Source organism: Paenibacillus sp. NFR01, assembly GCF_900111565.1.
Classification (GTDB): Bacteria; Bacillota; Bacilli; order Paenibacillales; family Paenibacillaceae; genus Paenibacillus_AQ.
Window position 1 is genome coordinate 1 of sequence record NZ_FOIK01000002.1, and the last position, 24922, is coordinate 24922.

Annotated in this window: 19 protein-coding genes and 1 riboswitch; of the genes, 1 reads left to right on the top strand and 18 read right to left on the bottom strand. The window is 52.0% G+C overall.

All coding sequences use genetic code 11. The features are described from left to right. Positions 1-481 precede the first annotated feature (481 nt). The 16 genes from BMW84_RS11325 to metA all read right to left on the bottom strand — a co-directional run bounded on the left by BMW84_RS11325 (position 482) and on the right by metA (position 21156). Positions 482-877, bottom strand: a complete 396-nt coding sequence (locus BMW84_RS11325; protein WP_175498773.1) for a contact-dependent growth inhibition system immunity protein — start codon at positions 875-877, stop codon at positions 482-484. Positions 878-1020: 143 nt separating this feature from the next. Next, a complete protein-coding gene (locus BMW84_RS11330; RefSeq protein WP_091068323.1) occupies positions 1021-2160 on the bottom strand; it encodes a tyrosine-type recombinase/integrase in 1140 nt (379 codons plus the stop codon). Positions 2161-2268: 108 nt separating this feature from the next. Further along, positions 2269-2505, bottom strand: a complete 237-nt coding sequence (locus tag BMW84_RS11335) for an SMI1/KNR4 family protein (protein WP_175498774.1) — start codon at positions 2503-2505, stop codon at positions 2269-2271. Then, positions 2468-2818, bottom strand: a complete 351-nt coding sequence (locus BMW84_RS11340; RefSeq protein WP_091068329.1) for an SMI1/KNR4 family protein — start codon at positions 2816-2818, stop codon at positions 2468-2470. Before BMW84_RS11340 ends, BMW84_RS11335 begins: the two co-directional genes overlap by 38 nt. A 96-nt stretch (positions 2819-2914) precedes the next feature. Then, positions 2915-3964 carry a LacI family DNA-binding transcriptional regulator gene (locus BMW84_RS11345; protein WP_091068332.1) on the bottom strand — a complete coding sequence of 350 codons (1050 nt, stop codon included), beginning with the start codon at positions 3962-3964 and terminating at the stop codon, positions 2915-2917. Between the two features lie 85 nt (positions 3965-4049). Beyond that, the gene (locus BMW84_RS11350; RefSeq protein WP_254772957.1) at positions 4050-5015 is read right to left on the bottom strand and encodes a glycoside hydrolase family 113; all 966 of its coding nucleotides are present in this window, start codon (positions 5013-5015) and stop codon (positions 4050-4052) included. 19 nt (positions 5016-5034) lie between these two features. Further along, the gene (locus tag BMW84_RS11355) at positions 5035-5991 is read right to left on the bottom strand and encodes an ABC transporter ATP-binding protein (RefSeq protein WP_254772958.1); all 957 of its coding nucleotides are present in this window, start codon (positions 5989-5991) and stop codon (positions 5035-5037) included. Beyond that, positions 5981-6967, bottom strand: a complete 987-nt coding sequence (locus BMW84_RS11360; RefSeq protein WP_091068336.1) for an ABC transporter ATP-binding protein — start codon at positions 6965-6967, stop codon at positions 5981-5983. Before BMW84_RS11360 ends, BMW84_RS11355 begins: the two co-directional genes overlap by 11 nt. 1 nt (position 6968) lies before the next feature. Continuing rightward, positions 6969-7862: an ABC transporter permease gene (locus BMW84_RS11365; RefSeq protein ID WP_091068338.1), complete on the bottom strand. Its 894-nt coding sequence runs from the start codon at positions 7860-7862 to the stop codon at positions 6969-6971. Positions 7863-7900: 38 nt separating this feature from the next. Then, positions 7901-8863 carry an ABC transporter permease gene (locus BMW84_RS11370; RefSeq protein ID WP_091068340.1) on the bottom strand — a complete coding sequence of 321 codons (963 nt, stop codon included), beginning with the start codon at positions 8861-8863 and terminating at the stop codon, positions 7901-7903. A gap of 73 nt (positions 8864-8936) precedes the next feature. Continuing rightward, the gene (locus BMW84_RS11375) at positions 8937-11123 is read right to left on the bottom strand and encodes a peptide ABC transporter substrate-binding protein (protein ID WP_175498775.1); all 2187 of its coding nucleotides are present in this window, start codon (positions 11121-11123) and stop codon (positions 8937-8939) included. Positions 11124-11607: 484 nt separating this feature from the next. Further along, the gene (locus BMW84_RS11380) at positions 11608-15924 is read right to left on the bottom strand and encodes a bifunctional 2',3'-cyclic-nucleotide 2'-phosphodiesterase/3'-nucleotidase (protein WP_091068346.1); all 4317 of its coding nucleotides are present in this window, start codon (positions 15922-15924) and stop codon (positions 11608-11610) included. 348 nt (positions 15925-16272) lie between these two features. Continuing rightward, positions 16273-17511: an MFS transporter gene (locus BMW84_RS11385; protein ID WP_091068347.1), complete on the bottom strand. Its 1239-nt coding sequence runs from the start codon at positions 17509-17511 to the stop codon at positions 16273-16275. A 164-nt stretch (positions 17512-17675) separates the two neighbouring features. Continuing rightward, positions 17676-18812, bottom strand: a complete 1137-nt coding sequence (gene mqnC / locus BMW84_RS11390; RefSeq protein ID WP_091068350.1) for a cyclic dehypoxanthinyl futalosine synthase — start codon at positions 18810-18812, stop codon at positions 17676-17678. A 156-nt stretch (positions 18813-18968) separates the two neighbouring features. Then, the gene (locus tag BMW84_RS11395) at positions 18969-20168 is read right to left on the bottom strand and encodes an aminotransferase class I/II-fold pyridoxal phosphate-dependent enzyme (protein ID WP_175498776.1); all 1200 of its coding nucleotides are present in this window, start codon (positions 20166-20168) and stop codon (positions 18969-18971) included. A 49-nt stretch (positions 20169-20217) separates the two neighbouring features. After that, a complete protein-coding gene (gene metA, locus BMW84_RS11400) occupies positions 20218-21156 on the bottom strand; it encodes a homoserine O-acetyltransferase MetA (RefSeq protein WP_091068354.1) in 939 nt (312 codons plus the stop codon). A gap of 94 nt (positions 21157-21250) precedes the next feature. Then, positions 21251-21379, bottom strand: a riboswitch (SAM riboswitch). 404 nt (positions 21380-21783) lie between these two features. Here metA and corA point away from each other — a divergent pair. Continuing rightward, on the top strand, positions 21784-22719 hold the full coding sequence (gene corA / locus BMW84_RS11405) for a magnesium/cobalt transporter CorA (RefSeq protein ID WP_091068356.1): 936 nt from the start codon (positions 21784-21786) through the stop codon (positions 22717-22719). Between the two features lie 99 nt (positions 22720-22818). On the opposite strand, the gene BMW84_RS11410 is transcribed toward corA, so the two are convergent. Together BMW84_RS11410 and BMW84_RS11415 are read right to left on the bottom strand one after the other, a co-directional pair. After that, complete coding sequence (locus BMW84_RS11410; protein WP_091068359.1) at positions 22819-23832, bottom strand: HRDC domain-containing protein; 1014 nt, start codon at positions 23830-23832, stop codon at positions 22819-22821. 164 nt (positions 23833-23996) lie between these two features. Beyond that, a complete protein-coding gene (locus BMW84_RS11415; protein WP_091068361.1) occupies positions 23997-24878 on the bottom strand; it encodes an ROK family protein in 882 nt (293 codons plus the stop codon). Between the last annotated feature and the right edge of the window lie 44 nt (positions 24879-24922).

Below are 24922 nucleotides of genomic sequence, written 5' to 3' on the forward strand. Positions count from 1 at the left end.
GTGTTACCCAACTTAATCTTTCTTCGTTCTTTATTATCTTGTTCAATCTTTTTAGTCTTGTTCATCCTTATAGTCTTGTTCTGTTCAATCTTTATAGTCTTGTTCATCTTTTTTATGTTTGGACTTTATAGTGTTGATAGTCATTTATGATTAGTAGTCTTTTTTGTGCTTTTTATCTTACTGTCCTTTCGTTATTTAGTTATATAGCGCCTTATTGTCTTATCATAGTTCAATTCTTCATTTACTGATTTTCAAGGCTTTATACAAATATACCACTACCCCTAATTAATGGTAATGGCTAATTTGTTTTTCATATATATTTTCTCTCGATTGCATATAACGTTCCCGTATTCACGACGTCCAGCGAATGCTGGATGTGTCCGGCTGCTACTACTTCCCCGAAATCCCTCTGCCGGACCGAGGGCGCAAGCCCGATGCGTGAATATAATGTTATGGGATGTACCGGGCTTCTTGAAGATACTTACAAGTCATCACTTCGGTATTTGTTTATATGACTTTCTATTCTGTCTCTAGCATTATTGTATATTCTTATAACTTCATATAGTTCGTTTTTTATTTCTATATTGTTTTTCCAATATTCTTCATCGACGTTCAGTACCGCACAAAATAAATCTCCAATATATAGATCTCCTGATCGTAAAGGATTCTCAGTTAATATCTTCAGTGCTAAAGGCAGAAGAGAATCTAAGCTAGTTTGTTGTAATATTAAAAGTCTCAAATCTTCATACCTGAACTCATTTAGAGGTTTCTTTCTTAATTCATGCACTCGAACTACTAATCCAGAATTAAACACTGGTTCACTCCAGATTTCTCCTTCAATTTCTTCGAGGGTTTTAGTTATATCTACTTGCTTCATGACATTCCACTCCTAAATAATCTGTTTCTGGTATTTCCCATAACGTCTTATTTACGAATTTCGCTTATACCTCTCAGTTTGTTGGATTTCTGTATTTCGTGAATCTAGCACATTTAGCTATATTTATGAGCCTTAATTCAGCTTCAATCCTCTAGCCCACCCATCCGGTCCAATGGGCTCTGAATTCGCCCTATATCTCGCTTACTAACATGGGTGTAGCGCTCGGTGGTCCGTACGCTTTGGTGACCCAGAAGTTCTTGGATGTACCGGAGGTCTATGCCATTCTCCAACAGATGCGTCGCAAAAGCATGCCTTAACGAATGAATGCTCACCGGTTTATCAATACCGGCTTGAACCAAAGCCTTCTCGAACACCTTTTGCGCCGAGCGCTCGGTTAAATGGCTGCCTTTCCGCTGACCGGGAAACAGCCAGCCTTCCGGCTTCTCCAGCTCGATGTATCGGTCCAAGACTTCAGTGGCCATGGCAGATAATAACGTCTGCCTATCCTTTCTGCCCTTTCCCTGCCGAACTTTTACTGTTTTTCGTTCCCTATCACAATCTGCGGGCCGGAGCCTAACCACTTCGCTTACCCGAAGACCGGAGGTATAGGCGAGGTATAATATCGCTTGATGCTTCGGATTTGTCACAGCCTTTAATAAGCGCGCAACTTCGTTCAGTGACAGGATATCCGGCAGTTTGTTTACCTTCTTTGGACGTACGCAAGAAGTGGATTGAGCTTCTTTCATCACAATCCGAAAATAGAAATTCAGTGCGCTGATGGCCTGGTTGACGTATGCGTGCGAAAGGCCTTTTTCAAGCAGCGACAGCGCATAGTTTTGTACACTTGCATCATCGAAAGACGAACCTTTCCGAAAAAAACGACTAAAGAATCGTTCGATTTGCGAAGTATAAGCTTTTAGCGTTTTGTCACTATAACCTCTTGCCTTCAGAGCATCTTGCAATTGCTTCTTCCGTTCCGTGTTCCAGCTAACAACTTGAGGTGTTGTGGGCGTAACGCGCTCCTCTGCATTCCTTGTTCCGTATCGTTCAATGATATCGGGCATTTCGCGATGAAAATGTTCATCCCATGCGAAAGAACAGCCAGGATACGCCTCAAATAAACAATCCAAAGCAGCAAGGGTGTAGGGAATTGTCCAGATTTTATCATCCGGAACCCACCTTCTCCCCGGGACAGAGCGAATCCCTTGTCTTTCTTCAACGCCGTAGTGCTCCAGTCGAACCCCAATCGTTAATTCATCCCGATAAATCAGATCAATCCGCATCTTTCTTCCTCCTCAGTGTACCATCCGTTGAAATAATTGGAAATCGAATTGCATACAAAAAAAGAGCCCGAGACAGAAATCCATCTCAAGGCCCCGATGCTTTCGGCGCTAAAACTCAAACTCCCCACTCTCAAATATCTCTTCATAGCCGGCGGTCTCGATTTTATCGGCAATCGACTCCAGCCATTCCTTATAGCTGCTTGCCAGTATTCTGCGTTCCTCCATGTCATGCCACATGATAATGATCTGTCCGTGCGTTCCTTCGTCTGCTGGGGAGAGATCGATGCAATGATGATTGCCGGACCCGTCATACGTCAGCGGAATCCATCGGGTTCCACCACTCATTCCGGATGCCCGGCTGAACATCGGCCTTCGAACCATCAAACGTTCCACTATCGTACAAGTCTTTCCAGACCTTCCATTCCGATTGAATCCGTTCCAAGGATAGAAATTCCCAACCTGCAAACAGCCAGGCGGAATCGCCCTTTTGACCATTATGCAATTTGAAGGATTCCCGCAAGTCCGCAGGAAAACGAATTCCTAGCTCCTCCTCCAAGGAAAATATCTCCGCTTCAGTCGCGCCCGCGTTGAGATCCGCCAGAACATCCGGAGCCTCTTGTTCCAGCCAACGCTCGATTCTCCGCCACAATTCTTCCATCTGGAACCCCTCCTATTCCTTCCAAGTGTACCACAAAAAGCCCCCGGCCACGTGAAGTGGACTGGAGGCTCTTTGGGTTTGCAGGTTCTCGTTATTTTACTCTCTTACAAACGATTTGCGAAGCAGAATTTCGCCCTGGATCAGCATTTTCTCGAACGGACGGTCCGGGTCGGCCAGGCGGTCAAACAGCATTTCGACGGCGCGCCTTCCCATAATGGCATTCGGTACATGGACCGTACTGAGCGGAGGCAGATTCGGATCCCGCTCCTCATCCGTATGGTCGAAACCGGTTACCGCGACATCTTCAGGCACGTTTACGCCGTGAGCGACCAATGCCTTCAGAACGAGGTATGCAAAAAAGTCATTCCCGCAGATGAATGCCGACGGAAGTTTATTTTGCGCCACCAGTTTCGGGATTTCCTTCTCGACGATCAAATACGCGTCTTCTTCCATTTGAAGCAGCGGATCATCCGGGGCGGGCAGCTCCGCGCCCGCTTCTTCCACTGCGATCCGGAAGCCAAGCCAGCGGTCCTGAAAGCTCCGGGAATACTTAGGGCTCCCGGCGAATCGAAGAGGACGCCTTCCGGACTGCAGAACGAGCGTCGTCATCTGCTTCATGCTATCGTAATTGCTCATGAACACCGTATCGGACGGGACCAGCGGTTCTTCGTGGTCGATTAGAACGAACGGAATGTCCATTTGCCGAATATCGAGCAATAGCGGAGTCGCGATATACCCGATGCCTACAAGGCCAAGCACGCTTTCCGGGTTGATGCTCTTGAGTGCAAGCTCGGGAAAGCTCTCGGTCACGATCAGGACGCCGACCTTTCGTTCGGTCAATCCGACCATGACGCCGTCGATAATTTTTCCCCAGAATAGCGAATCCCGGCTTTGGAAGCGGACATTGGGCATGAGAATAATTACGGTGTTTTTGGTAAAAGCGGAATAATCGTTTGACTCTGTTGCCGCAAGCTTTTCTTTCTTAGGGGGTTTTGCCTTTCTGGAGTACCCCATTTCATTTGCAGCCTGAACAATCCGGATCCGCGTCTCTTCGGCAACGCCAGACTTCCCTGACAGCGCCTGTGAAACGGCGAACTTGGATACGCCGACCTGCTCGGCGATCTGCTGCATGGTTATCTTTTTCAACTCGAGGTTCCCCCCGTCTGGTCAACTTCCTCCTATTATTGTACAAATAATTCGCTGCGGCAACAAATTTCGATCAAATTTCCCGTTATCGCGCCTTCGCATACCATTCTTTGAGCACGCGCTCCGCTTTTTTACCATAAATGTCAAAACCGGTATTCGATTCGGCTTCCTCGAGCGGGTACAGCTTGGTGCTCCAGTCCCACCAGAAAAAGCCGGCGAACCACGGTTCATCCCAGAACGCGCGGATCACGGAGCTGTAGAAATTGGCCTGCTCTTCTTCGCTTACCGGCAGCTCCGTCGAAGAGAAATCCCACGGCATCGTTGCACAGCCCAAGGCGCTGCGGCAGCCGATCTCCAGGAATGCAATCGGTTTGCCGAATTTGGCATGAAGGCGGGCCAGCTTTTCTTTGATCGGCTGCCAGTTCTGCAGCATGGATTCCTCGCTGTCGCCCGGATGATTCGCGATCGGATAGTAGGCGCTGGTACCGATGATGTCGACTAGGCCGAACCACTCGACGCCTTCTTCTTTTCCATGATTGGCATTATAGGTAATCGGCCCGCTGTACACTTGGCGAATCTGTTCAATCAGCCGCGTCCAATGTCCGGTCTGTTTCTCCGTGCCGACCATTTCGCAGCCGATGCAGAACATTTCGCAGCCCAGCTCCTCGGCCAGCTCCGCATAGTGCAGCAGAAAATTCGTATACGAACGGAACCAGGCTTCCCAATACGGCTTGGCGCCTTCATCTTCGGGGAATCCGATATAGGCGCGCCAGATGCCGTCCGCCGAGTTGACCACCGGCTTCAGGCATACCTTGAGTCCCAGCTCCCGGGCATTCTTCACCGCACATTCGATATCCCGGTCGGTCATGGTGATGCCGTAGTCGAACGGGATCTCCGTGGAATGAACGGTAGGCTGATACGTATAAAAAGCCAGAGCGATCCATTCGCTGCCGGTATCTTTCAATTTCTGAAGAGAATCTCGCGCATAGGGCTGGCGATAAGAACCGCGTGTGCTGTTCCAGCCGTACGTCATACCTTTTATAAACAACATAATTACTCCCTCTCCTGGCTTAGTCGACGAGATGGCATGCCGCAAAATGCCCTTCGGCCACGTTTTTGCGTTCCGGCTTCACGGTTTTGCACAAGTCGGTGGCATGCGTGCACCGCGGATGAAACGCGCAGCCGCTGGGCGGATTCAGCGGAGACGGAATCTCGCCTTGGATGGACAGCATTTCCTGTTTCAGCTCCGGATTCTCCGGTACATTCAAGATGGATTGAAGCAGCACGCGCGTATAAGGATGGCTCGGGTTCTGAAAAAGCTCGTCGGCCGGCGCCTGCTCGACGACTTCGCCCAAATAAAGCACGGCGATCTCATCGCTTAAATACTCCACGACCGCCAGATTATGGGAGATGAAGATGTAGGACAGGTTGTATTCCTCCTGCAAATCCTTCAGCAGTTGAATGACCTGAACCTGGATCGACACGTCAAGCGCGGACACCGGCTCATCGCATACGATCAGCTTCGGATTCAGCGACAGCGCCCGGGCGATGCCGACGCGCTGCAGCTGGCCGCCGGACAACTCATGCGGATAGGCGTATTTGACGTTCTCGGGCAAGCCGACGCGCTGCAGCAATTCGCTGACCCGCGCCCGGTTGCTCTCCTTCGTTCCGATTTTGTGGATGATCATCGCATCTTCGATGGCCTCACCCACCGTCATCCGCGGATTCAGGCTTGCACTGGGATCCTGGAAGATGATCTGCATATCCCGGCGCAAGGAACGCAGTTCCTTTTTCTTGAGCCTGGAGATGTCCGTTCCGTCGAATACAACCTTTCCCTTGTCGGAATCTAACAGGCGCAGCACCAGACGTCCGAGGGTAGACTTGCCGGAGCCGCTTTCGCCGACGAGCCCCAGCGTCTTGCCTGCTTCCAAAGCAAACGAAACGTTCTCGACGGCATGCAGCGACTTCCCTCCCACGCGAAACGTCTTTGAAATATGTTCGACTTGTAGCAAAGTATCAGTTGGCAAGGGCCACGACCTCCTCTGCATGATGGCAAGCGATTTGATGGTCCTTCTCGAAATCGCGGAGCATGGGCATCTCCCGGTGGCAGCGCTCGGAAGCGAACGTGCAGCGCGGGGCGAAGGGACAGCTGCAAGGCGACTCGGTAATTGCCTTCGCGGCGCCCGGAATCGGCACGATCGCTTTGCCTCTGTGCCCGACCTCAATGATGGAGCGTTTCAGTCCAATGGAATACGGATGGACGGATTGGCGGATAAAGTCGTCCGTGCGGGCGGCTTCCATGATCTGTCCCCCATACATGACGATGATCTTGTCGCAGAAATTGGTCGCGACCCCGAAGTCATGCGTTACCATGACCACGCTCATGCCGCGCCGATGCCGCAATTCCTGCAGGAGCGCGAGAATCTGCATCTGCACGGTAACATCAAGCGCCGTCGTCGGTTCGTCGGCAATCAGCAGCTGCGGCTCGCAGGCCAAAGCGATGGCAATCATGATCCGCTGCCGCATCCCGCCGGAGAATTCGTGGGGATAGTTCTTCATCCGCGTCTTCGGGTCGGGAATGCCGATCTCGTGCATCAGCTGCAGCGTGCGCTCGTACGCTTCCTTGCGGGTGCAATATTGATGCGCCAGCATTGCTTCCATGATCTGATCGCCGATTCGCATAATCGGGTTCAAGCTGGTCATCGGATCTTGAAAGATGACGCCGATGTCCCGGCCCCGGATATCTTCAAGTTGTTTGGGACGCAGTTTCAGCAGATCCTGTCCCTGAAACTTGGCCGTTCCCGAGGTGATCTTGCCGTTCTCGCGCAGCAGCCCGATCGACGACATCAACGTGACGGACTTGCCGGAGCCGCTTTCGCCGACGATGCCGAGCGTTTCATTGGCGTGCACGGTAAAGCTTACGCCGTTGACCGCGTGGACCTCGTCTTCGCTTCTGGCGAATTTAACATGAAGATTATCGATCTCAAGCAGCGGTGTATTCATGTTAGTTTCCTCCCTTCGGACTGAACGCTTCCTGAAGACCGTCCGCTACAAACAGGAAGGAAAGCAGCGTAATGGCGAAAATGCCTGCCGGGAAATAGAGCAGCCACGGGAAGCCCAGAATGTTGGCGCTTGCCTGTGCGATCATATTGCCGAACGACGGAATCGGTGGCTGAAGCCCCATGCCGAAAATACTCAGGCCCGCGATTTGCGTCAGGTCGCCGGGAATCCCGAATGCCAGCGCCACACCCATGCTGCCAATAACGTTTGGAAGCATGTATCGTCTGGCGATATGGAACTGGGAAGCGCCCAGCGCCGTCGCCGCTTCTACCATCTCGCCGTTACGCATGCCGAGCACCAGGCTGCGGATCAGTCTCGCATACCCGGCCCAGCCCGGAATGCCGATGGCCAGGATCAGCGACCAATAGCCCCGCCCGAGCAGAATGACCAGAATGAGCGCGAACAGAAAGCCCGGCAGCGTCATCATAAAATCCACGCCCCGCATGATAATGACATCCGCCAGCCCGCCACGCAGGCCTGCCCATAAGCCCAGGATGATGCCGATCACAAAGCTGACCAAAGTGGCGCCGACCGCGATAATCAGCGCGCTCTGGATGCTATATAAAATTTGGCTGAACATGTCGTGTCCGACATTGTCCGTGCCGAAAATATGTTTCAAGGTCGGGCCTTGATTGATCGCCAGAAAATCGCCTGTACGGTAATCGTAAGGGGCCACCAAAGGCCCGATGGTACCGGCCAGAATAAACAGTACCACCCATACCAAGCCGATGACGGCGAGTTTATGGTTCTTGAATCTTTTCCACCCTTGATGAACGTTGGATCTCTTTTTGCTCGTCTTGACAGCGTCCGAACGAGTTGCTGCTACCGTGCCGGCCAATAGCTCCCCCTCCTAAGTCCAAAAATCCGGAATAATTCTTACAATTTGACGCGCGGATCAATAAAGACGTAAATAATGTCAACCAGCAGGTTCATGATCATGATCATCGACCCCAGCAAAAAGACCGAGGTAATGGCCAGCGGATAGTCGAAGCTGGTGAATGCGGTCTGCATGACTTTGCCCAGCCCCGGAATGGCGAAAATTTGCTCTACCCAGATCGTCCCCATGACGGTAAAAGCGAATTGCGGTCCAATAACGGTGATCATGGCCGTAAGCGAGTTCTTCACGCCATGTCTCATCACCATCGGCCAATATTTGACGCCTTTGGCTTTGGCCGTCCGAATGTAGTCCTGCCGCAGCGTTTCAATCAGACTTCCCCGCATGTAACGGGCAACGACGCCGATGTTCGCCGCAGACAAGCAGATAATCGGCAGCACCGCGTCCTTCCAGTTCCCCCAGCCCGTAATCGGCAAAATGCCCGGAAAGGCTACGCCGAAAATCAGGACCATAATTACCGCGAGCACGAAAGCCGGAATGGCCTGCCCCGCCAAAGAGATTGTACTTACTACGTAATCCACCCAAGAATTCCGTTTCAAGGCGGCAATGATGCCCATTGGGACGCCGACGAATATGGATACGAGCACGGAGCCGAACGCCAGCAGCACGCTGATCGGCAAGGTGTCTTTTAACTGCGTCATGATTTTAAGCGACGGGTTCTGCATCGAATTCCCGAAATTAAACGTGAGTTCATTCCACACGTATTTGGCGATCTGCTGCCACAGCGGCAGGTTCAAGCCATAACGGCTTTGGAATTGATCCATGACCTGCTGATAAAGGATGGGATTCTGGCCCTGCAGCGGAGCCAATACCGATGCCATGGTGGTCGTATTCAAAAAGCCGCCCGGCGAGTAATACATCATGATATAACTGACCGCCATGACCAGAATCAAGGTAATAACGATTTGAAAAAGGCGCTTCACGATAAACTTGGCGACAGCCATGCTTCAGCCTCCTCTGCCGATCAAAGGGGCGCCAGAATCGGTGCCCCTTGAAAGGTACTGTTCTTATTTGCAATTATTCGACGTTCAGGTATTGGAATTCATAGAAGTTGCCCCATGCCCAAGGGTTCGACATTACGCCGGTGACGCCCGGTTTTACCAGGAAATATTGCTTTTGATAGAACAACGGGATGGCGTAGGCATTGTCGAGCAGGCTGTTGACCACTTTTGCAGCAAATGGAGCCGCATCTTCAACGGTCAGCGCATTGACGAACTCTGCTTGCCACATTCTCAGGTTAAGCAGCTCTTGCGAAGAATAGGTGTTGTAGTAGACTTGAACGTCCAGCGCATTTTGGTTCAGCTTGCCGCCCGGCGCGTTCGGTGCGACGAAGGTCCATGCCGTTACGAAAGCCGCGTGTTTGTCTGCATCGGTTTTGGCATTTTTCCAGCTGTCGACGATTTGCTGCCATTGCTCTGCCGGAGTAGCTACGCCCTTTTGTTTCAAGTACGGCTGCCATTCGGCAGGTTGTTTGGCGGTCCAAGCGTCCAGGAATGCAATATCATCCTTGGCGGCTTTCTCTAGTGCAGCCCAATCGCTCCATTCAACGCCGGCTTTAGCATTGTCCGGGTCGCCATATTGCTGGATAGCCGGTTTGTAATAAACGTCTTTGCTCCAGTCAATAAACTTTTGAGTGGCTTCCTGCGGAGCATCCAATGTTCCGAGGGAGTACAGCTGCTGGGTAGCGCCCATATCGAGGCTTCCCGGTTCACTCCAGTTGGTAGCGCCGGAAGCCAGAATGAATCCCGGCTGTGCCCCGTTTTGCGGGCCGCTATACTGATAAGCGTTCCATTCGGTTTCGTTGAGCTGTTTGATTTCGCTTTGAATGCCCAGGTTTTGCTGCAATTCTTGACCCAGCGCGAGTGCAATGGATTCGCCTTGTGGATCTTTTTCCTTAATACCGATGTACAGCGTCAGCTTCGGCAAGCCTTTGCCGCCTTCGTAGCCGGCATCTTTCAGCAATTGCTTGGCGGCGTCAACGTTCTCTTCAAGTCCTTGCTCCAATTTCTCTGTCGGCCAGCCGGTGGAGGCGAAGACGTTGGTAGCGCCGCCCATTCCGTTAAGCACGGAATCGACGATCGGGGAGCGTTGGAGCGCTTTGGCAATCGCCTGGCGCACTTCTTTCTTGTCATATGGCGATTCTGTTGCCGGATTGCTCCATTCCAGATAACGGATCGAATAGTTCGGTGCGGTATACAGTTGGGATTTCAGGTCATGCGTTTTGGCGTACTGCAAGTCGGAGGTATTCTGCACAAGCGCAACATCCGTCTTGCCGGCCATGAATACTTCAACAGGTACTGTCGATTCCGGAAGCACGTGGATCGTCTCCACATTGCCGCGGTTCAGCTGTCCTTGTGCGCCTACATAGTTCGGGTTCGCCACCATCACGAGTTCCCCGTTCGACGTAAAGGATTTCACCGTGTATGGCCCGTTGCTTACAAAATTCTGCGGTTCAAACCAGTCTGTCGGATGCGCCTGAAGATTCTTCGAGTTGATCGGCATCGCGCCGGCCAGCACCAGGTCCCCAAGGATCGCATGCGGCAATGTCGTCGTGATCTCCAGCGTGTAGTCGTCCACGACCTTCAAGCCGACCTCTTCTTTGGTTACGGAGCCTGCATGGTAGGCATAAGAGTTCTTCACGAAGTTCAGGACGCTCAGCCAGAGCTGTGCAGTCGTGTTCTTCGGATCAAGCTGGTACATATAGGCGTTGTAAAAATCGTTCGCTGTAACCGGATCGCCGTTGGACCACTTCGCATCCTTGCGGAGGGTAAACGTCCATGTTGTTTTGTCCTCGGAGACAGTGTAGCCTGTAGCAATCTTAGGAACGATTTCATGATTTTGGTTATAGCCGTAAAGACCCTCAAGCAGCGTTCCTTGCTCGACGAGAATTTGTCCTTGCCACTGCGTCGGATCCAGCGTCGGAATCTTCGGGTTGATGACCGTTACCGAACTTCCCGCTTTGATCTCCGGATCGGAAGCGTTTGCATTTTGAATTGCGGTTTGGGCACCGTTGCTGTCGGCAGGGGCTGCCGTATCGTTCGTGCTCGAGTTGCCGCTATTCGCACTGCTGTTCGTACTGCTGTTTTTGGTAGCGTTGCCGCTGTCTGCGGCGGTATTGCCGGAGTTGTTGTTGTTTGAGCATGCCACGGTTAAAACCATAGCCATGGACAAAACAAAAGCAGAGACCGCGTTTTTCTTGTTCATTCTTGGGAAATCCTCCTCAATCCGATTGAATTTTTTTGAAGATTCCAAAAACATTAACTCTTTACAACCTAACTTTTTCCCTCATCCCCCTAACAAATTAACCAAAAGAGTTACCTAACAATTAGATGTTATTATGTGCGAATCCCTTGATTTGGTAACGATTACATTGTAAAATCCGCGGGAGTTATTGTCAATACCGAAATGTAAGCGATTTATTGCATGATTTTTAGTTTTAGTTAGCGAATATGTATATTTGTTATTAAAAACACAAATCAGAACAAGAAAACACAAAGAAAGACAATCCAACTAACAAATATTAATCACAACAATAAAATAGTGAATTTTAGCACTAACAATAATGAGGAATTGAAATATTCATTTTAAACATTGCAGCTGTACGCAAAAAACCTCCGGACCACATTGATTGCGGTCTGGAGGTTTTTCGATTCAAGACAATTCTGATTCGGATGCTGGGACAGGCGGTTTATGAGGCGATGTTATCCAGCATACGGTAAATGATGACCGCAGCCTGGGCCCGGTTCGCCGGGCTCTTCGGCGCAAATTTGCCGCCGTCCACACCATTCACAATGCCCAGATCCGTCAGTTGCGCGATCGCCTCCTGGGCGAAGGAGGAAATGGCCGATTGATCCGTGAACTTGCCCGGGGAAGCAGCCTTGTCTGCGGCTTGCAGTTTTGTTTTGACCGCTTTATAAATCATCGTCGCCATTTCTTCCCGGGTGATTTCGCGTCCCGGTTCGAATTTGCCGCTTCCGGAACCTTGAACAATGCCGGCGGCTACCGCAGCAGCGATCGAATCGGTATACCAGGCCCCCTGCTTCACATCCGTAAACGATGCCGTTCCGGTTGCATTTAAGCCAAGCGAACGGACCAGCATGGTAATAAACTCGGCGCGGGTTACATTTTTGGCCGGTGCAAAGCTGCTTCCGTCTACACCGGTAATAATGCCTTTGTCAGCCAGGGATGTAATCGCATCTTTGGCCCAAGCTACCTTCTCCACGTCCTGGAATACCGGAACCGGTGCTGGCGTTGCTGTCGGTGCCGGTATTGCGCTTGGAGCCGGCGTTGCCGAAGGCGCAGGCGTTGCGGATGGCGTAGGTGTAGGTGTTGGTGTTGGTGTCGATGGATTCGGTATGCTTGTTACCGGCGGCAGCTCCTGATTATCGATGCGGCCCTCTTTCACCGCAGTAATCTTGCCCCGATTGAAAGTATCTAAAATATAATCATAGAATACGTCCAGGTCTATCGGTCCAGCCAGGGAAGAAGAAGCTTTAGTCAGCACCGTGTAGTTATCTCCGCCTGCCGCCATAAAATTATTGACAACGGCGGTATACGATTTGTTCATTTCAATCGGCGTTCCGTCTGTTTTGGTCAGGTTGGCGATCCGGCTTTCTACAGGAAGTTTCATGTACGCCGTGTACTTCAGGCCGGATATTTGCAGCGTCTTCGTATCCGCGGTTCCATCAGCCTTTTTACCCCATTGCTGCTGCAGCAGCGTTTTGATCTGTTCGCCGGTCAATGTCAGTCTGACCAATGTGTTGCCAAAAGGTTGAATCTTGGCCAAATCACCGAAGAGGACATTGCCGTTTGGCAGATCCGCCCGGATCCCGCCCGGATTCATGAAAGCAAAGTCCGCCGGTCCTTTATTATCGCCGAAATCAGCTTGACGCATGGCATCGGCGATCAGATTGCCGAGTGCAGATTCGTTGTTGTAGGCATCGGTACGCGTAATCGTACCGTCCGTGGTGCCGACGGGCGTATTCAGTTCAGGATGCGCGTCCAGGTATTTTTTAACCAGTGCGGCTGATTCCGCGTCTGGCGTGATGTTAGGATCATCTTGGAATGTAGTTGGAACAACAGCTGATTTTTGTTTAACGTCGCCAGTGGTGAAATCGATCAACAGATTGATGTCGTCGTATGCCGTACCATAGGAATAGGCTTGGACGATCAGTTTGTTATTGACTACCCCGTTAGCCAAAGCGTGGTTGTCTCCTGCGACAATCACGTCTACCGGTGACTCTGGCGGAAGGGCAGCAGCCAGTTCCGCTGCTTCACCTGTTGTTTTTCCGTCTTTCGTGGTCGCAGGATCGTGAGCGAGGACAACAATCGTTTGAACGCCTTTACCCTGGAGTTCTTCGGCATATTTGTTAATGGCTTTAACTTCTTCAGTTGGGCTCAGGAATTTCACACCAGCCGTACCTTCAGGAGATACTTTGCTTGGCGTCGCCTTTGTAACAACACCGATAAAACCAATTTTTACGCCGCCGATTTCTTTGATGACGTATGGGTCAAGAATCGGAACTCCTGTTTCGGCATCCACTGCGTTGGCGTTAATATATTTAAAGTCTGCGCCTTTATGGATAACGCTAGTATTTTTGGGATCGGGACCTCCATAAATTTGCGATTTCATGGCGGCTACGCCCTGGTCAAATTCATGGTTCCCCAATGTGCCGACGTCGAATTTCATCAGATTCATCCATTCCATCGTCGGTTCGTCGCGCTCCAATGAGGATACCGGAGCAGAAGCGCCGACGGAATCACCGTTATGGAAAAGCAATGAGTGTTGATATTTGGCTCGGGCATTCTTCAAATAGGCAGCCAAGTAAGCAGCCGTTCCTACCGGTCTGTTATTGACAATAGAGGTGGTATCCAACTGACCGTGGAAATCGTTGATGCCAAGCAGATGGACCTCAACGCTGTTCAAATCCAGATTAAAGATTTCAAACTCCTTGTCATCCTTCGCCTTTGTATCCGTTATTTTACCTCCCGCATAAGAAACGGCATCCGGAGAGGAGGTGAAGGTTACATTAAGGTTGGCAGCCTTAATCGGAGCAATCGACCAGTTGTTATCCACCGTTGGGTCAATTACAGGCTTCGAACCGATGTAATCCATCAGCGCCTGGCGGTTTTCGTACTGCGTATCCAGAACCATGATTCCGTTTTTGACGCCAGGAAAATTGCCGCCGCCGCTTGCGCGATAGTTGTTGGTAACCACAATAAATTGATCTGTATCCTTGAGAGGGATGTCGTTGTAAGTGATGCTTGTTACACGGCTGGAATTCGCGTTGTTGACCAAACCGTTTGCTTTATATTTGGCTGCTTTGGTTACGTCAATCGTATATTTGATGCCGTCAATGACATCAAAGTTGTAAACGGCAAATTCCGGATTGAGCAAAGATTGCGGTGTGGAAACCTCCGGATCGATTTGATTGAACGCACCTGCGCTCATTTCTACCCATTCCTTCACGGTAGATCCCGGAACCACAATCGCTTTAAGCGTATTGTCGTAAAGATAGAGGTCGCTTGCACTGCGGATCGTCAGATCCTTGTCGGTAATGCTGGTGTATTCCGATGGGCCGTTGCGCCCGGCCTTGAACGGAGCGCCTACGCTAAGAATCGGCAGGTCGCGATACTCCGCCGGAATTTGATCCAAATGATTTTGCACATACCATTTTTGCGCAGTGGTTACGATTTGCACCGTTGGGTCGTCCTGAACCATGGCAAAATAGCTGTTCATCGGCGCCGAGGTTTTACCGATGACTTGAGCCGTGTATTGTTTTGTAGCTTCGTGTGCAGCACTGACAACCTCGTCAACAGCTGCGTCTGGAGTTACAAGCGTGCTTCCCGATCCAATGGAAACGGTGGAGGATTTCGATTTGGCATCAGATGTATCCACTTTCCACTTGTCATCTTCTTTCACAAGCGAAAGATCGATCAGGCCAAGGTTCCCCCCGCCGAATCCGGCTTGAACGGCAAACACGCCGTTAATCGTTCCTTTGGCATTGTCAATTACGGCTTTGTCGTTGTTATATGGAGCCTTAGTCGTAGACGTAGGGTCGATGAACGAAGCGTCCAACTTGCTGACATCGCTCACCGGGAACACTTTATGTGTATGCGAGAAGGTGATCGCATCGATCCCAGGGACTTTACTCAGCGCGTTGATATCGTTTTCCGAACCGTCGCCTTCGGTCGCATTCACATCGAATCCGGTGTGGGCCATGGCGATGATGATGTCTGCTCCGTCCGCTTTCATTTTGCTGACATACTCTCTGGCGGTCGCCGCGATATCTTTGGTATATACTTTGCCTTCCAGATTAGCCTTATCCCAATCCATGATTTGCGGAGTGACGAGGCCGATTACACCAATTTTGATATCGACGTCTTGACCATTGCTGTCCTTAAGGGTTCTGGGCAGAATGACATAAGGCGTAAATGTATTCTTATCGTCAGACACATTAAATACGTTAGCATTGATATACGGGAAGTTTGCTTTTGTCGTGTCCCTGTTCTCACTGCTTCCTTCATACGTACGGTGCAGGAAGTCCAGGCCGTAGTTAAATTCATGGTTGCCCAGCGTTGCAGCATCATAGCCCATGACATTGAGCGCCGCGATCATCGGGTGAATAGCCGTGGAATCTTTCAATTTCGATTGAGCCACTACAGTGCCCAGCGGAGTTCCCTGAATCAGGTCACCATTGTCCAGAAGCAGGGTGTTCGGATGGTCCTTTTTGGCTTCCTTCACCAGCGTGGCCGTGCGGTCAAGACCGACGGTCGTGGATGCCGTATTCTTGAAATAGTCCCAGCCCATTACGTTGGTGTGCACATCCGTGGTGCTCATGATCCGCAAATCCGCTTTTACCGTGCCTGTCGGCTCAGTAGGGTCAGCGGCAGCAGTACCTGCTCCAATCACAGCGGCGCCCAGAACGCCACCCAATACCTGTGCCGTAATGATTGCAGTAGCCAGGATTGAAGCGACAGGCTTATTCCATCGTTTTTCTCCCATAAAATGATTAATCCTCCCAGTGGTATTCTAGTATTGAACGCAAAAATTGTAGCATAGCGATTCTTCCAAAGTTGTCAAAAAAGATCAACCCGAACTACAAAATATGTAAAATATGCACCCCCTTATGTAAAACTATTTCAAATTTTACGTTTTGCACACCGAAGTATATACCATCTTTACGAGGAGCTGAATCATTTATTTGCTATAAATCCTATATATCGTATCGGATGCACAAAAAAACGCCTGCCCTTTATACTCCATGAACGGAATATCGGACAAGCGTAATAAAATAGAAGGACTATATCTAGATTTTAACATCGTTAAGTCAGTGTTAGCGTTCGAAAAAGACTAAATCACTTCCTTCCGTCGGCGCAAATAGAGAATCAATAGGATTCCGCTGATCGAACTCAGCGCCGCGCATATCCCGATCACGCCGTAGCCGGCCTGGAGACCGCGGAGCAAACCAAGGGCTGTCCCGCTGCCGAAATGCCGTTTAACGGCTTCAATGACCCCGCCAATTAAATAATTGCCGATGACGCTGCCAAGACCCATCAAGGTCACCGTGAACGTAATCGCCGTGTCGCTGCCGGTCGGATAACGGCGGGCAATAAAGGCCATGACCGTCGGATAAATCATGGCAATTCCCGCATCGGAGACAGCGAAGAGATACGCAAACGGCTCACCGCCAAAGATGGCGATAAACGTGCAGACGGCCGAAAATGCCGAGAAGAGAATCAAGGATAAGGTAAAGCCGATTTTATCGGTAACCGGTCCCAGGAGCAGGCGGGCAAGCGCAAAACACAGGAAAAAGACCGACAGCATGCCCGAGGCTTTGACCCCTTCCCACGCATACGCTTTTTCCAGAAAGTTGACCAGCCAGCCGCCGACGGCAAGCTCCGACACCACGCCGAACGAAAGAATCAGCACCATCAGCCACAGCGCCGGGTCCCGCAGCAGCGTCTTCAGCGGAATCCGGTCCGCCGGATGAATGTCGTCTCCCGGAAAGGAGCTCAGCACGGCAAAAATAATCGGCAGCAAAGACAACATGAGCATAATCAGGTACATGCCGCGCCAATCCAGCGCGTGCCCGTTGATGTGAAGCTTCATCAAACCCGAAGCCATAAGAGGCGCAACGGTGGAACTGAGGCCATAGAAGCCATGGGATAGATTCATCATCATCCCGGTGTTTTTCACGAAGATGCGCGCCCCCAGGATGGCCAATCCGATCTCCAGCATACCGTTGCCGATATACATTAAGAAATACGATCCCGAGAACAACGCGTAATGATGGGAAAAGAAAATCAAGACGCCGGAGAGCGCCATTAATCCCAGCGCCGTCGCGGTGACGATTTTGATGCCCCATTTCCCTGTCAAATAGGCGGTAAAGCTGCAGGCAAGCAGGTATCCGAGTGCATTAAGCGACAACAGGGTGCCCAGCTGCGATTCGCTTAAGTGAAAGTCGAACTGGATGCGTGGAATGGCCGGCCCCTTGATATTTTCCGAAATGCCGAACACGATAAAGCCTAAAAAAACAGTCGCCAGCTGAAACGCATACGTTCGATTAAAAGTCTTCTTGTCGTTCGCCACGAGTCTCCTTCTTTCCGCCAATCATCGATTATCCATGATCTGCATGCCGTTGTTACAACACCCTCTTTTGCAGCAAAAAGACGCTTGTTCCTCATCAATCCTTGCGGATTTATCCGAACAAACGTCTGGATATCGCATGATAAAATTAGTGCTGCATACTAAAATTAGTTCTGCATGATAAAATCGTTGTCGATCTTCACGTGTTCGTCGTCGAATACCCGCAGGATATCGTATTTCGTGTTGCGCTGCGCCGGGATTTTGCCCGCCTCGCGGATGATCTGCAGGATCGACTCGATGTTGACTTTGTAGGTTGCGCCGGCGGAAGAAACGACGTTCTCTTCGATCATCGTACTGCCGAAATCGTTGCAGCCGTACTGCAGCGACAGCTTGCCGATCTCCGGTCCCATCGTGACCCAGGAGGACTGGAAGTTCTTGATGTTGTCGAGCACCAGGCGGCTGATCGCAACGGTCTTCAGGTATTCCTCCGGCGTCTGCCGGGACAGCTTCAGGTTCGTGTTATCCGGCTGGAAGGTCCAGGAGATAAACGCAAGGAAGCCTTCCGAATCGTATCGGTTGGCGATGCACTCATCCTGCGCTTCGCGTACCCGCAGCAGATGCAGCGCCCGTTCCTCCATGCTCTCGCCGAGCCCGATCACCATCGTGGCCGTCGTGTTCATGCCGATCTTATGGGCCGTCTGCATGACGTCCATCCAGTCGCGCCAGGAGCCTTTCAGCCGGCTGATTTTGCGGCGCGTGCGGTCGTCGAGAATTTCGGCGCCCCCGCCCGGAAGCGAGTCGAGTCCGGCTGCATGAATCTCGCGCAGCACCTGCTCCAGCGGCAAACCGGAAACTTCCTTCATTTTCATGATTTCCGCCGGTGAGAAGGAATGCATCGTAATCTCCGGAAAACGCTGCTTGATCCCCTTCAGCAGATCGGTATAATAGTTGAACGGCAAATTCGGGTTCGTTCCGCCTTGCATCAGAATTTCCGTCCCATTCACCGCGATGGTCTCGGCAATTTTCTGATAGACGACTTCATCCGGAAGCACATATCCCTCTTCCGAGCCCGGTCTGCGGTAAAATGCGCAGAAGCGGCAGTAGACGTCGCAGACATTTGTATAGTTGATATTGCGGCCGATGACAAATGTGGTCAGCGGCTCCGGATGCCAGCGCTTCATGATGATGTCGGCGGCTGCGCCCATTTTTTCGATTTCGTTGCTTTCAAACAATGTGACGGTATCTTCCAGGCCCAGCCGTTCGCCCTTTAGTGCCCGGTCCAGGATATTGTCAATTCTACTCATCGTCTATATGCCTCCTCGTATCTCCAAGCAAGTCTGAATTTATGATGTCAAAAGAAGCCCGTTGTCTCATCCTATCATAATCGAACCTAAAAAAGAAACCGCCCGTACGGGCGATTTCTTGAGAGTCCGCGTTTCGTTTGCGAAGGGCAGCTCCGCTTAGGCTTGACCGCCGCCGGGAACCGCCGCGGCCTCCAGCTCGGCGCGGGCCGCTTCCAGCGCCTGCGCGAGATCGGCGATGAGGTCGTCGGCATGCTCGATACCGACGGAGAAGCGCAGCAGCCGGTCGTCGACGCCGACGGCATCGCGGATCTCCGCCGGGATATCGGCATGGGTCTGCACCGCCGGATACGTCAGCAGCGATTCGACGCCGCCGAGGCTTTCGGCGAAGGCGATCAGGCGGATGTGCCGGAGAATCGGCTCGACATACCGGGCATCCTTCAATTTGAAGGAGAAGATGCCCGTATTGCCCGAGGATTGGCGGTTTTGTATTTCATGTCCCGGATGATCCGGCAGGCCGGGATGGAACACTTCGGCAATGGCCGGGTGGCCAAGCAGATAGTTGGCAATGGCCAGGGAGTTCTGCTCATGGCGCTCCATGCGCAGCGCGAGCGTCTTCATCCCCTTCATCAGCTGGTAGCTGTCATGCGGGGACAGCACCGCGCCCAGCGAATTGTGCAGGATCGCCATTTCGGCGGAGAGCTCCTCGCCTTTGGTGACGATCAGCCCTGCCAGCACGTCGTTGTGGCCGCCCAAATATTTGGTCGCGCTGTGAACGACGATGTCTGCGCCAAGCTCCAGCGGGCGCTGGAAAAACGGCGTCAGCAATGTGTTGTCCACAATGGTCAGCAGCCCGTGGCGGCTGGCCCAGCTACACACGGCCTGAATATCGGTGATCATCATCAGCGGATTTGTCGGCGTCTCGATGAAGACCGCCTTCGTCTCGGGACGACGCGCGCTTTCCAGGCCATCCAGGTCATTCGTGTCGACATAGGAGGCGGTGATGCCGTATTTGGAGAGAATCCGCTCCAGCAGACGGTAGGTTCCGCCGTACAGATCGAGCGAGACGACAAGATGGTCGCCTTGGCGGAACAAGGCAAAAATCGTGGTCAGGGCAGCCATGCCCGAGCTGCAGGCAAAACCGGCATCGCCGGATTCGAGTGCCGCAGCTGCTTCTTCAAGCACAGCGCGGGTCGGATTTTTGGTACGGGCATAATCAAACCCTGTGCTCTGCCCAAGCCGCGGATGACGGTACGCCGTCGCATGATAGATCGGATAGTTTACCGCTCCGGTCGCCGGATCTTCCTGTGAACCGATTTGCGCCAGTCTGCTTTCAATCCTCAGTTTCTCTTCCATCATAATCCTCCTAGAAATGTAATCGCCAAAACGTGCAATCGTCAAAACGGACTTATATATTGTAGACAATCGGTTCGCTGACCGGATCGATGTCGTAAGGCGTCTCCTGATACACATAATAATTCAGCCAGTTGGAGAACAGCAGGTTGGCATGGGCCCGCCACACGGCCGGCGGCGTCCGGGTCGGATCGTCGTTCGGATAATAATGCTTCGGCAGCGCGATATCCATCCCTTTGGCGACGTCGCGGTCATATTCCCATTTCAGCGAAAACGGATCGTATTCCGAGTGGCCGGTCACAAAAATCTGTTTGCCGTCCTTTGTTGCCACAATATAGACGCCGGCCTCTTCAGACTCGGCCAGAATCTGCAGGTCGGAAGCGGCCTCAATGTCTTCGCGGGACACATCGGTATGCCGGGAATGCGGAGCATGGAAGACTTCGTCAAATCCGCGCAGCAGCTTGACGTTATTTTCGTTCACGGTATGCGGGAATACCCCGAAGCATTTATCGGGCAAGCTCACCTTGCGGACGCCGAAATGGTAGTACAACCCCGCTTGCGCGGCCCAACAGATGTGCATGGTTGAAGTCACGTTCTCTTTGCTCCAGGCAAAAATCTGCTGCAATTCTTCCCAGTAATTCACGTCCTCGAAGTTCAGCTGCTCCACCGGCGCTCCGGTAATGATCAGGCCGTCCAGACGATGATGACGGATTTCGTCGAAGGTTTTGTAAAAGCTCCTCAGATGCTCGAACGACGTGTTTTTTGAGGTATGGGTGCTGGGATGAAGCAAAGTGACGTCGACCTGCAGCGGGGAGTTCCCCACGAGGCGCAGCAGCTGCGTTTCCGTCGTTTCCTTGGTCGGCATCAGGTTCAGGATCGCGATCCGCAGCGGGCGGATATCCTGATGAAAGGCCTGGCTTTCATCCATGACGAAAATATTTTCTCCGGATAACACTTCTTTAGCCGGCAAACTGTCGGGAATTTTAATGGGCACGGCGGATTCACTCCTTATGATGGATTGGAATTGGATAATCAAAAAGACCTTCCTCAAAGCGAGAAAGGTCATAGATTTGCAGTCATATGCGCCTCTCTCATCTGCCAGAAGCCAACGCCGGATCGGTCTCCGGTATACACTTCTGCAAGAATTAGCACCGTGCGTCTCCACGCCGGTTGCCGGGTTTCATCGGGCTAGTCCCTCCACCTGCTCTTGATAAGATTTAGCTGTATTTTCTTAAAAATTACTTTAAATCATGAACCTCTCCTTCGTCAAGTCCATACAATGCAAAAGAGCCTATAAAATGAAAAGAATTTAGCTTGAATACGGCATATCCCGGCGTTATACTAGACAAGTGTTTCGCGGTATACATTAAAAATAATTGACTTTAAAGAGGTGAGAGAAGAATGGAAGGCGACCCGAGTGCGCAGCTTAATGTGCAAAACGAACAACCGCACAGGATTAACATCAGCTTGCCGGCGGCGCGCGCATTTCTTCTCCATGCCCACGAACCGTCATAGGCCTTATTCTATACCCCTGATTGTACCTCCGGCCAAGCTGATTGTTTCCCTGTGCTTTCATTAGCATAGCTCTGGACATTTTCCAGAGTACGAAGGAGAGGATCAGATGAAAATTCGGCAGGTAAATGCTGGGGTTTTTACGGTTATTGAGGATATTGAAACGGCGCTTTCCGCCCCAGCGGAAGGTTTTTACTGGATCGACGCCGATCTGGAGGATTTGGCTTTGCTGCAGCCGCTGTTCAATCTGCATGATTTGGCGGTGGAGGACTGTCTCAGCGAAGACGAGCAGCGCCCGAAAATCGAAATTTATGAAAGCCATTATTTTATTGTAGTCAACAGCATCCGTTTCGACGATGAAGAAATCTTCCTGCGGGCGCTGAACGTGTTTCTTGGCAGACACTTCATTATTACGGTCACCAAGCAAAAAATCAACGAACTGCGCGTGCTGAAGCCCATCCTCTGGGAGCAGGAAGTCAGCGAGCCGGACCGCTTTCTCTATCTGCTGATCGACCTTGTCGTAGACAACTATTTCAACGTCGGCGACCGGATCGAAGCGCGGATCGAAAAGCTGGAAGAAGACATCCTGATGCACACCAAGAAATCGCATCTGAGCGAAATTATTACGCTGCGCAGTGAGATCCTGTGGCTGAAGAAAATTCTCGGTCCGCAAAAAGAAGTCATCAACACGCTGAACAAAAAGGATTTGCGGCTGATCGACGATCAATTGCAAAAATACTTCAGCGACATTTACGAAAATGCGGTAAAAATCTCGGAAACCTTCGATACCTACCGCGACCTGATGGGCAACTTACGAGAAGCTTATCAATCCAGTATCGCCAACCGCGCGAACGAAATCATGCGCGTATTTACCGCAATTACAACGATATTCATGCCGCTGACGGTTATTACGGGCATTTACGGCATGAACTTTGACAATATCCCGGAAACGCACTCCCAATACGGCTATTACGGCGTCATCGCCGTGATGGTGACGCTGGGTTGCGGAATGTTGTACGTGTTCCGCAAGAAGGAATGGCTATGAAGGAACAAGGACGAATAGGAAGGACGAAGGTTGCCGCTGCCGTCAGGCCGGAAGAACCTTCGTCCTTTTTGCTGTTGTAAAAAGCCCGAACAGCGTGGCTCAGACAGTAACGGCTGCCGGCTGGACCGGCTGGCCGCGGCGGTAGCGGATGCGGATCAGGCGGAGGCGTTCATAATACACATCCAGCCCTTCCGCCGGGGCGAAATCATCGCCGTACGCCAGATGCAGAACCGGCTTCAGGAAGCCGTCGCCAAGCTGCTCGTAGGCTTCCCAGATCCGGCTCAGCTCGGCTGGCGAGACGCCTCCCAGCTCCTGATCCAGCAGCCGTTCTACAGAGTATCCGTCCTTCTCCAGCTCCTCGACCGCTTCCAGCACCTCCCGGCGGCTGACGCCGGTCGCCTGTTTCAGCGCATCCAGCCCCTGCCCGCCTTCGATGCCCTGCAGCAGCACCCGGCGCAGCCGCAGACGCTCCAACTGCTTCTTGTATTTCATCTCCTTCTGCTTGTACAGCCAGGAGGTAAAGGTCTCTTCGTCTACCGCTTCATGCACCCATGCCAGCGGATAGGAATGGGCCCGCACGGCTTTGCCGGTGATCTCCAGCCATTCCTCGCCGTGCTGCATCGCTTTTGCTTCGCCGACGCCGGGAATTTGCCGCAATTCTTCCGGTGTATACGGAAGGAAAGAGCTAAGCAGCCGGAGCAGCCGGTTGCTGGCCAGCAGATACGGCGCCTTCCGCTCGCTGGCCGCCTTGCTCCGGCGCCAGGCGCAAAGCTGTTCGTAGATGGCTTCATCGCTGTGCTGTTCGGCGTAGAACTGCAGCCGGAGCTGTTCCTGATTGCGCCCTGCCGGTACATCCTCCTCATGGAATACGCCGTCGATCAGCGGCCGGAAACCTTCGCCCATCTTCACGGCCAGTTCATGCCTGTACACGCACAACATCTCATTCCATGAGCTTCCCTCGTACCAGATGCTGTCCATGCTTTCGCCGGAAGCCGTGAAATCCCGCCAACCCAGCCGCCAGATTCCCTCTTCTTCACCGATCCACAGCTGGGCAAAACTCTCCGACAATGCCCCTGTACTTTTGGTGAGACGGTTCATAAATACGATCTGCATACGTATCCCTACCTTTCGCGTCTTACAGCTAGCATGATGCAGGTTCTTTCAACGCAAAAAGCACCTCTCCCACGTTTCCGTGAAAGAGGTGCTTCCTCATCGCAGCTATACTGTTACTGCTACAATACCATATTTTTCTAAACTGTCCAACCTTTTTTTGGCCGCTATTCGCCGGCGAGCGCCTGTCTCGCCAAGCCCAGTGCGCCGGCAAGCCCGGCATTGTCGCCAAGCTGCGGCGGCACGATGTAGCTTCCAATGTCCGTGCCGAGTGCAGGATGCTGGACGTAACCGGCCAGCAGCTTCTGAAGTTCCGCATGAATCAGCGGGAACAACTGCTGCTGCTTCATGACGCCCCCGCCCATGACAATCCGCTGCGGCGACAGGATGAGCGTATAGTTCATCAGGGCATGGGCCAGGTAATGGGCTTCCATCGCCCATGCCGGATGATCGGCCGGCAGCTCGCCCGCCGGAAGACCCCAGCGTTTGCCGATGGCCGGACCTGCGGCCAACCCTTCCAGACAGTCGTTATGGTATGGGCAGAAGCCCTCATAACGGTCGTCCGGATGCCGGCGCACATAGATATGGCCCATCTCCGGATGGGACAGCCCGTGCACCAGCTTGCCGCCGACCACGGCTCCGGCCCCGATCCCGGTGCCCACCGTGATGTACAGGCAGCTGTCCAGCCCCTGGGCGGCTCCCCAAAGCGACTCGCCCAGCGCAGCACCGTTTACGTCGGTATCAAAACCGACCGGAACGTTAAGTGCGCCGCCCACGGCGCCAACAAGATTGTAACCGCCCCAATGCGGTTTGGGTGTCGTTGTGATATAACCGTACGTCGGACTGCCCGGTACCGGATCGATCGGTCCAAAGGAACCGATCCCGATGGCCTCAATCTTTTTGTCCACAAAATATTCCAGTACCTGTCCGATGGTCTCCTCCGGAGTCGTCGTCGGAAAGCTAACTCTATCGGTAACGGTTCCGTCCTCCGTACCGGTCCCGCATACGAATTTGGTTCCCCCTGCTTCAATGGCCCCTAGCAACTTCATGTTTGCCCTCTCCCTTCTCCCGGCGCTTACCTTGTACACGATAA

Excerpts from the sequence above, each read along its gene's own strand:
- BMW84_RS11325 (WP_175498773.1), bottom strand. The coding sequence starts at position 877 with ATGAAGCAAGTAGATATAACTAAAACCCTCGAAGAAATTGAAGGAGAA.
- BMW84_RS11330 (WP_091068323.1), bottom strand. The coding sequence starts at position 2,160 with ATGCGGATTGATCTGATTTATCGGGATGAATTAACGATTGGGGTTCGA.
- BMW84_RS11335 (WP_175498774.1), bottom strand. The coding sequence starts at position 2,505 with ATGAGTGGTGGAACCCGATGGATTCCGCTGACGTATGACGGGTCCGGC.
- BMW84_RS11340 (WP_091068329.1), bottom strand. The coding sequence starts at position 2,818 with ATGGAAGAATTGTGGCGGAGAATCGAGCGTTGGCTGGAACAAGAGGCT.
- BMW84_RS11350 (WP_254772957.1), bottom strand. The coding sequence starts at position 5,015 with ATGTTGTTTATAAAAGGTATGACGTACGGCTGGAACAGCACACGCGGT.
- BMW84_RS11360 (WP_091068336.1), bottom strand. The coding sequence starts at position 6,967 with ATGAATACACCGCTGCTTGAGATCGATAATCTTCATGTTAAATTCGCC.
- BMW84_RS11370 (WP_091068340.1), bottom strand. The coding sequence starts at position 8,863 with ATGGCTGTCGCCAAGTTTATCGTGAAGCGCCTTTTTCAAATCGTTATT.
- BMW84_RS11375 (WP_175498775.1), bottom strand. The coding sequence starts at position 11,123 with ATGAACAAGAAAAACGCGGTCTCTGCTTTTGTTTTGTCCATGGCTATG.
- BMW84_RS11380 (WP_091068346.1), bottom strand. The coding sequence starts at position 15,924 with ATGGGAGAAAAACGATGGAATAAGCCTGTCGCTTCAATCCTGGCTACT.
- mqnC (WP_091068350.1), bottom strand. The coding sequence starts at position 18,812 with ATGAGTAGAATTGACAATATCCTGGACCGGGCACTAAAGGGCGAACGG.
- BMW84_RS11395 (WP_175498776.1), bottom strand. The coding sequence starts at position 20,168 with ATGATGGAAGAGAAACTGAGGATTGAAAGCAGACTGGCGCAAATCGGT.
- corA (WP_091068356.1), top strand. The coding sequence starts at position 21,784 with ATGAAAATTCGGCAGGTAAATGCTGGGGTTTTTACGGTTATTGAGGAT.
- BMW84_RS11410 (WP_091068359.1), bottom strand. The coding sequence starts at position 23,832 with ATGCAGATCGTATTTATGAACCGTCTCACCAAAAGTACAGGGGCATTG.
- BMW84_RS11415 (WP_091068361.1), bottom strand. The coding sequence starts at position 24,878 with ATGAAGTTGCTAGGGGCCATTGAAGCAGGGGGAACCAAATTCGTATGC.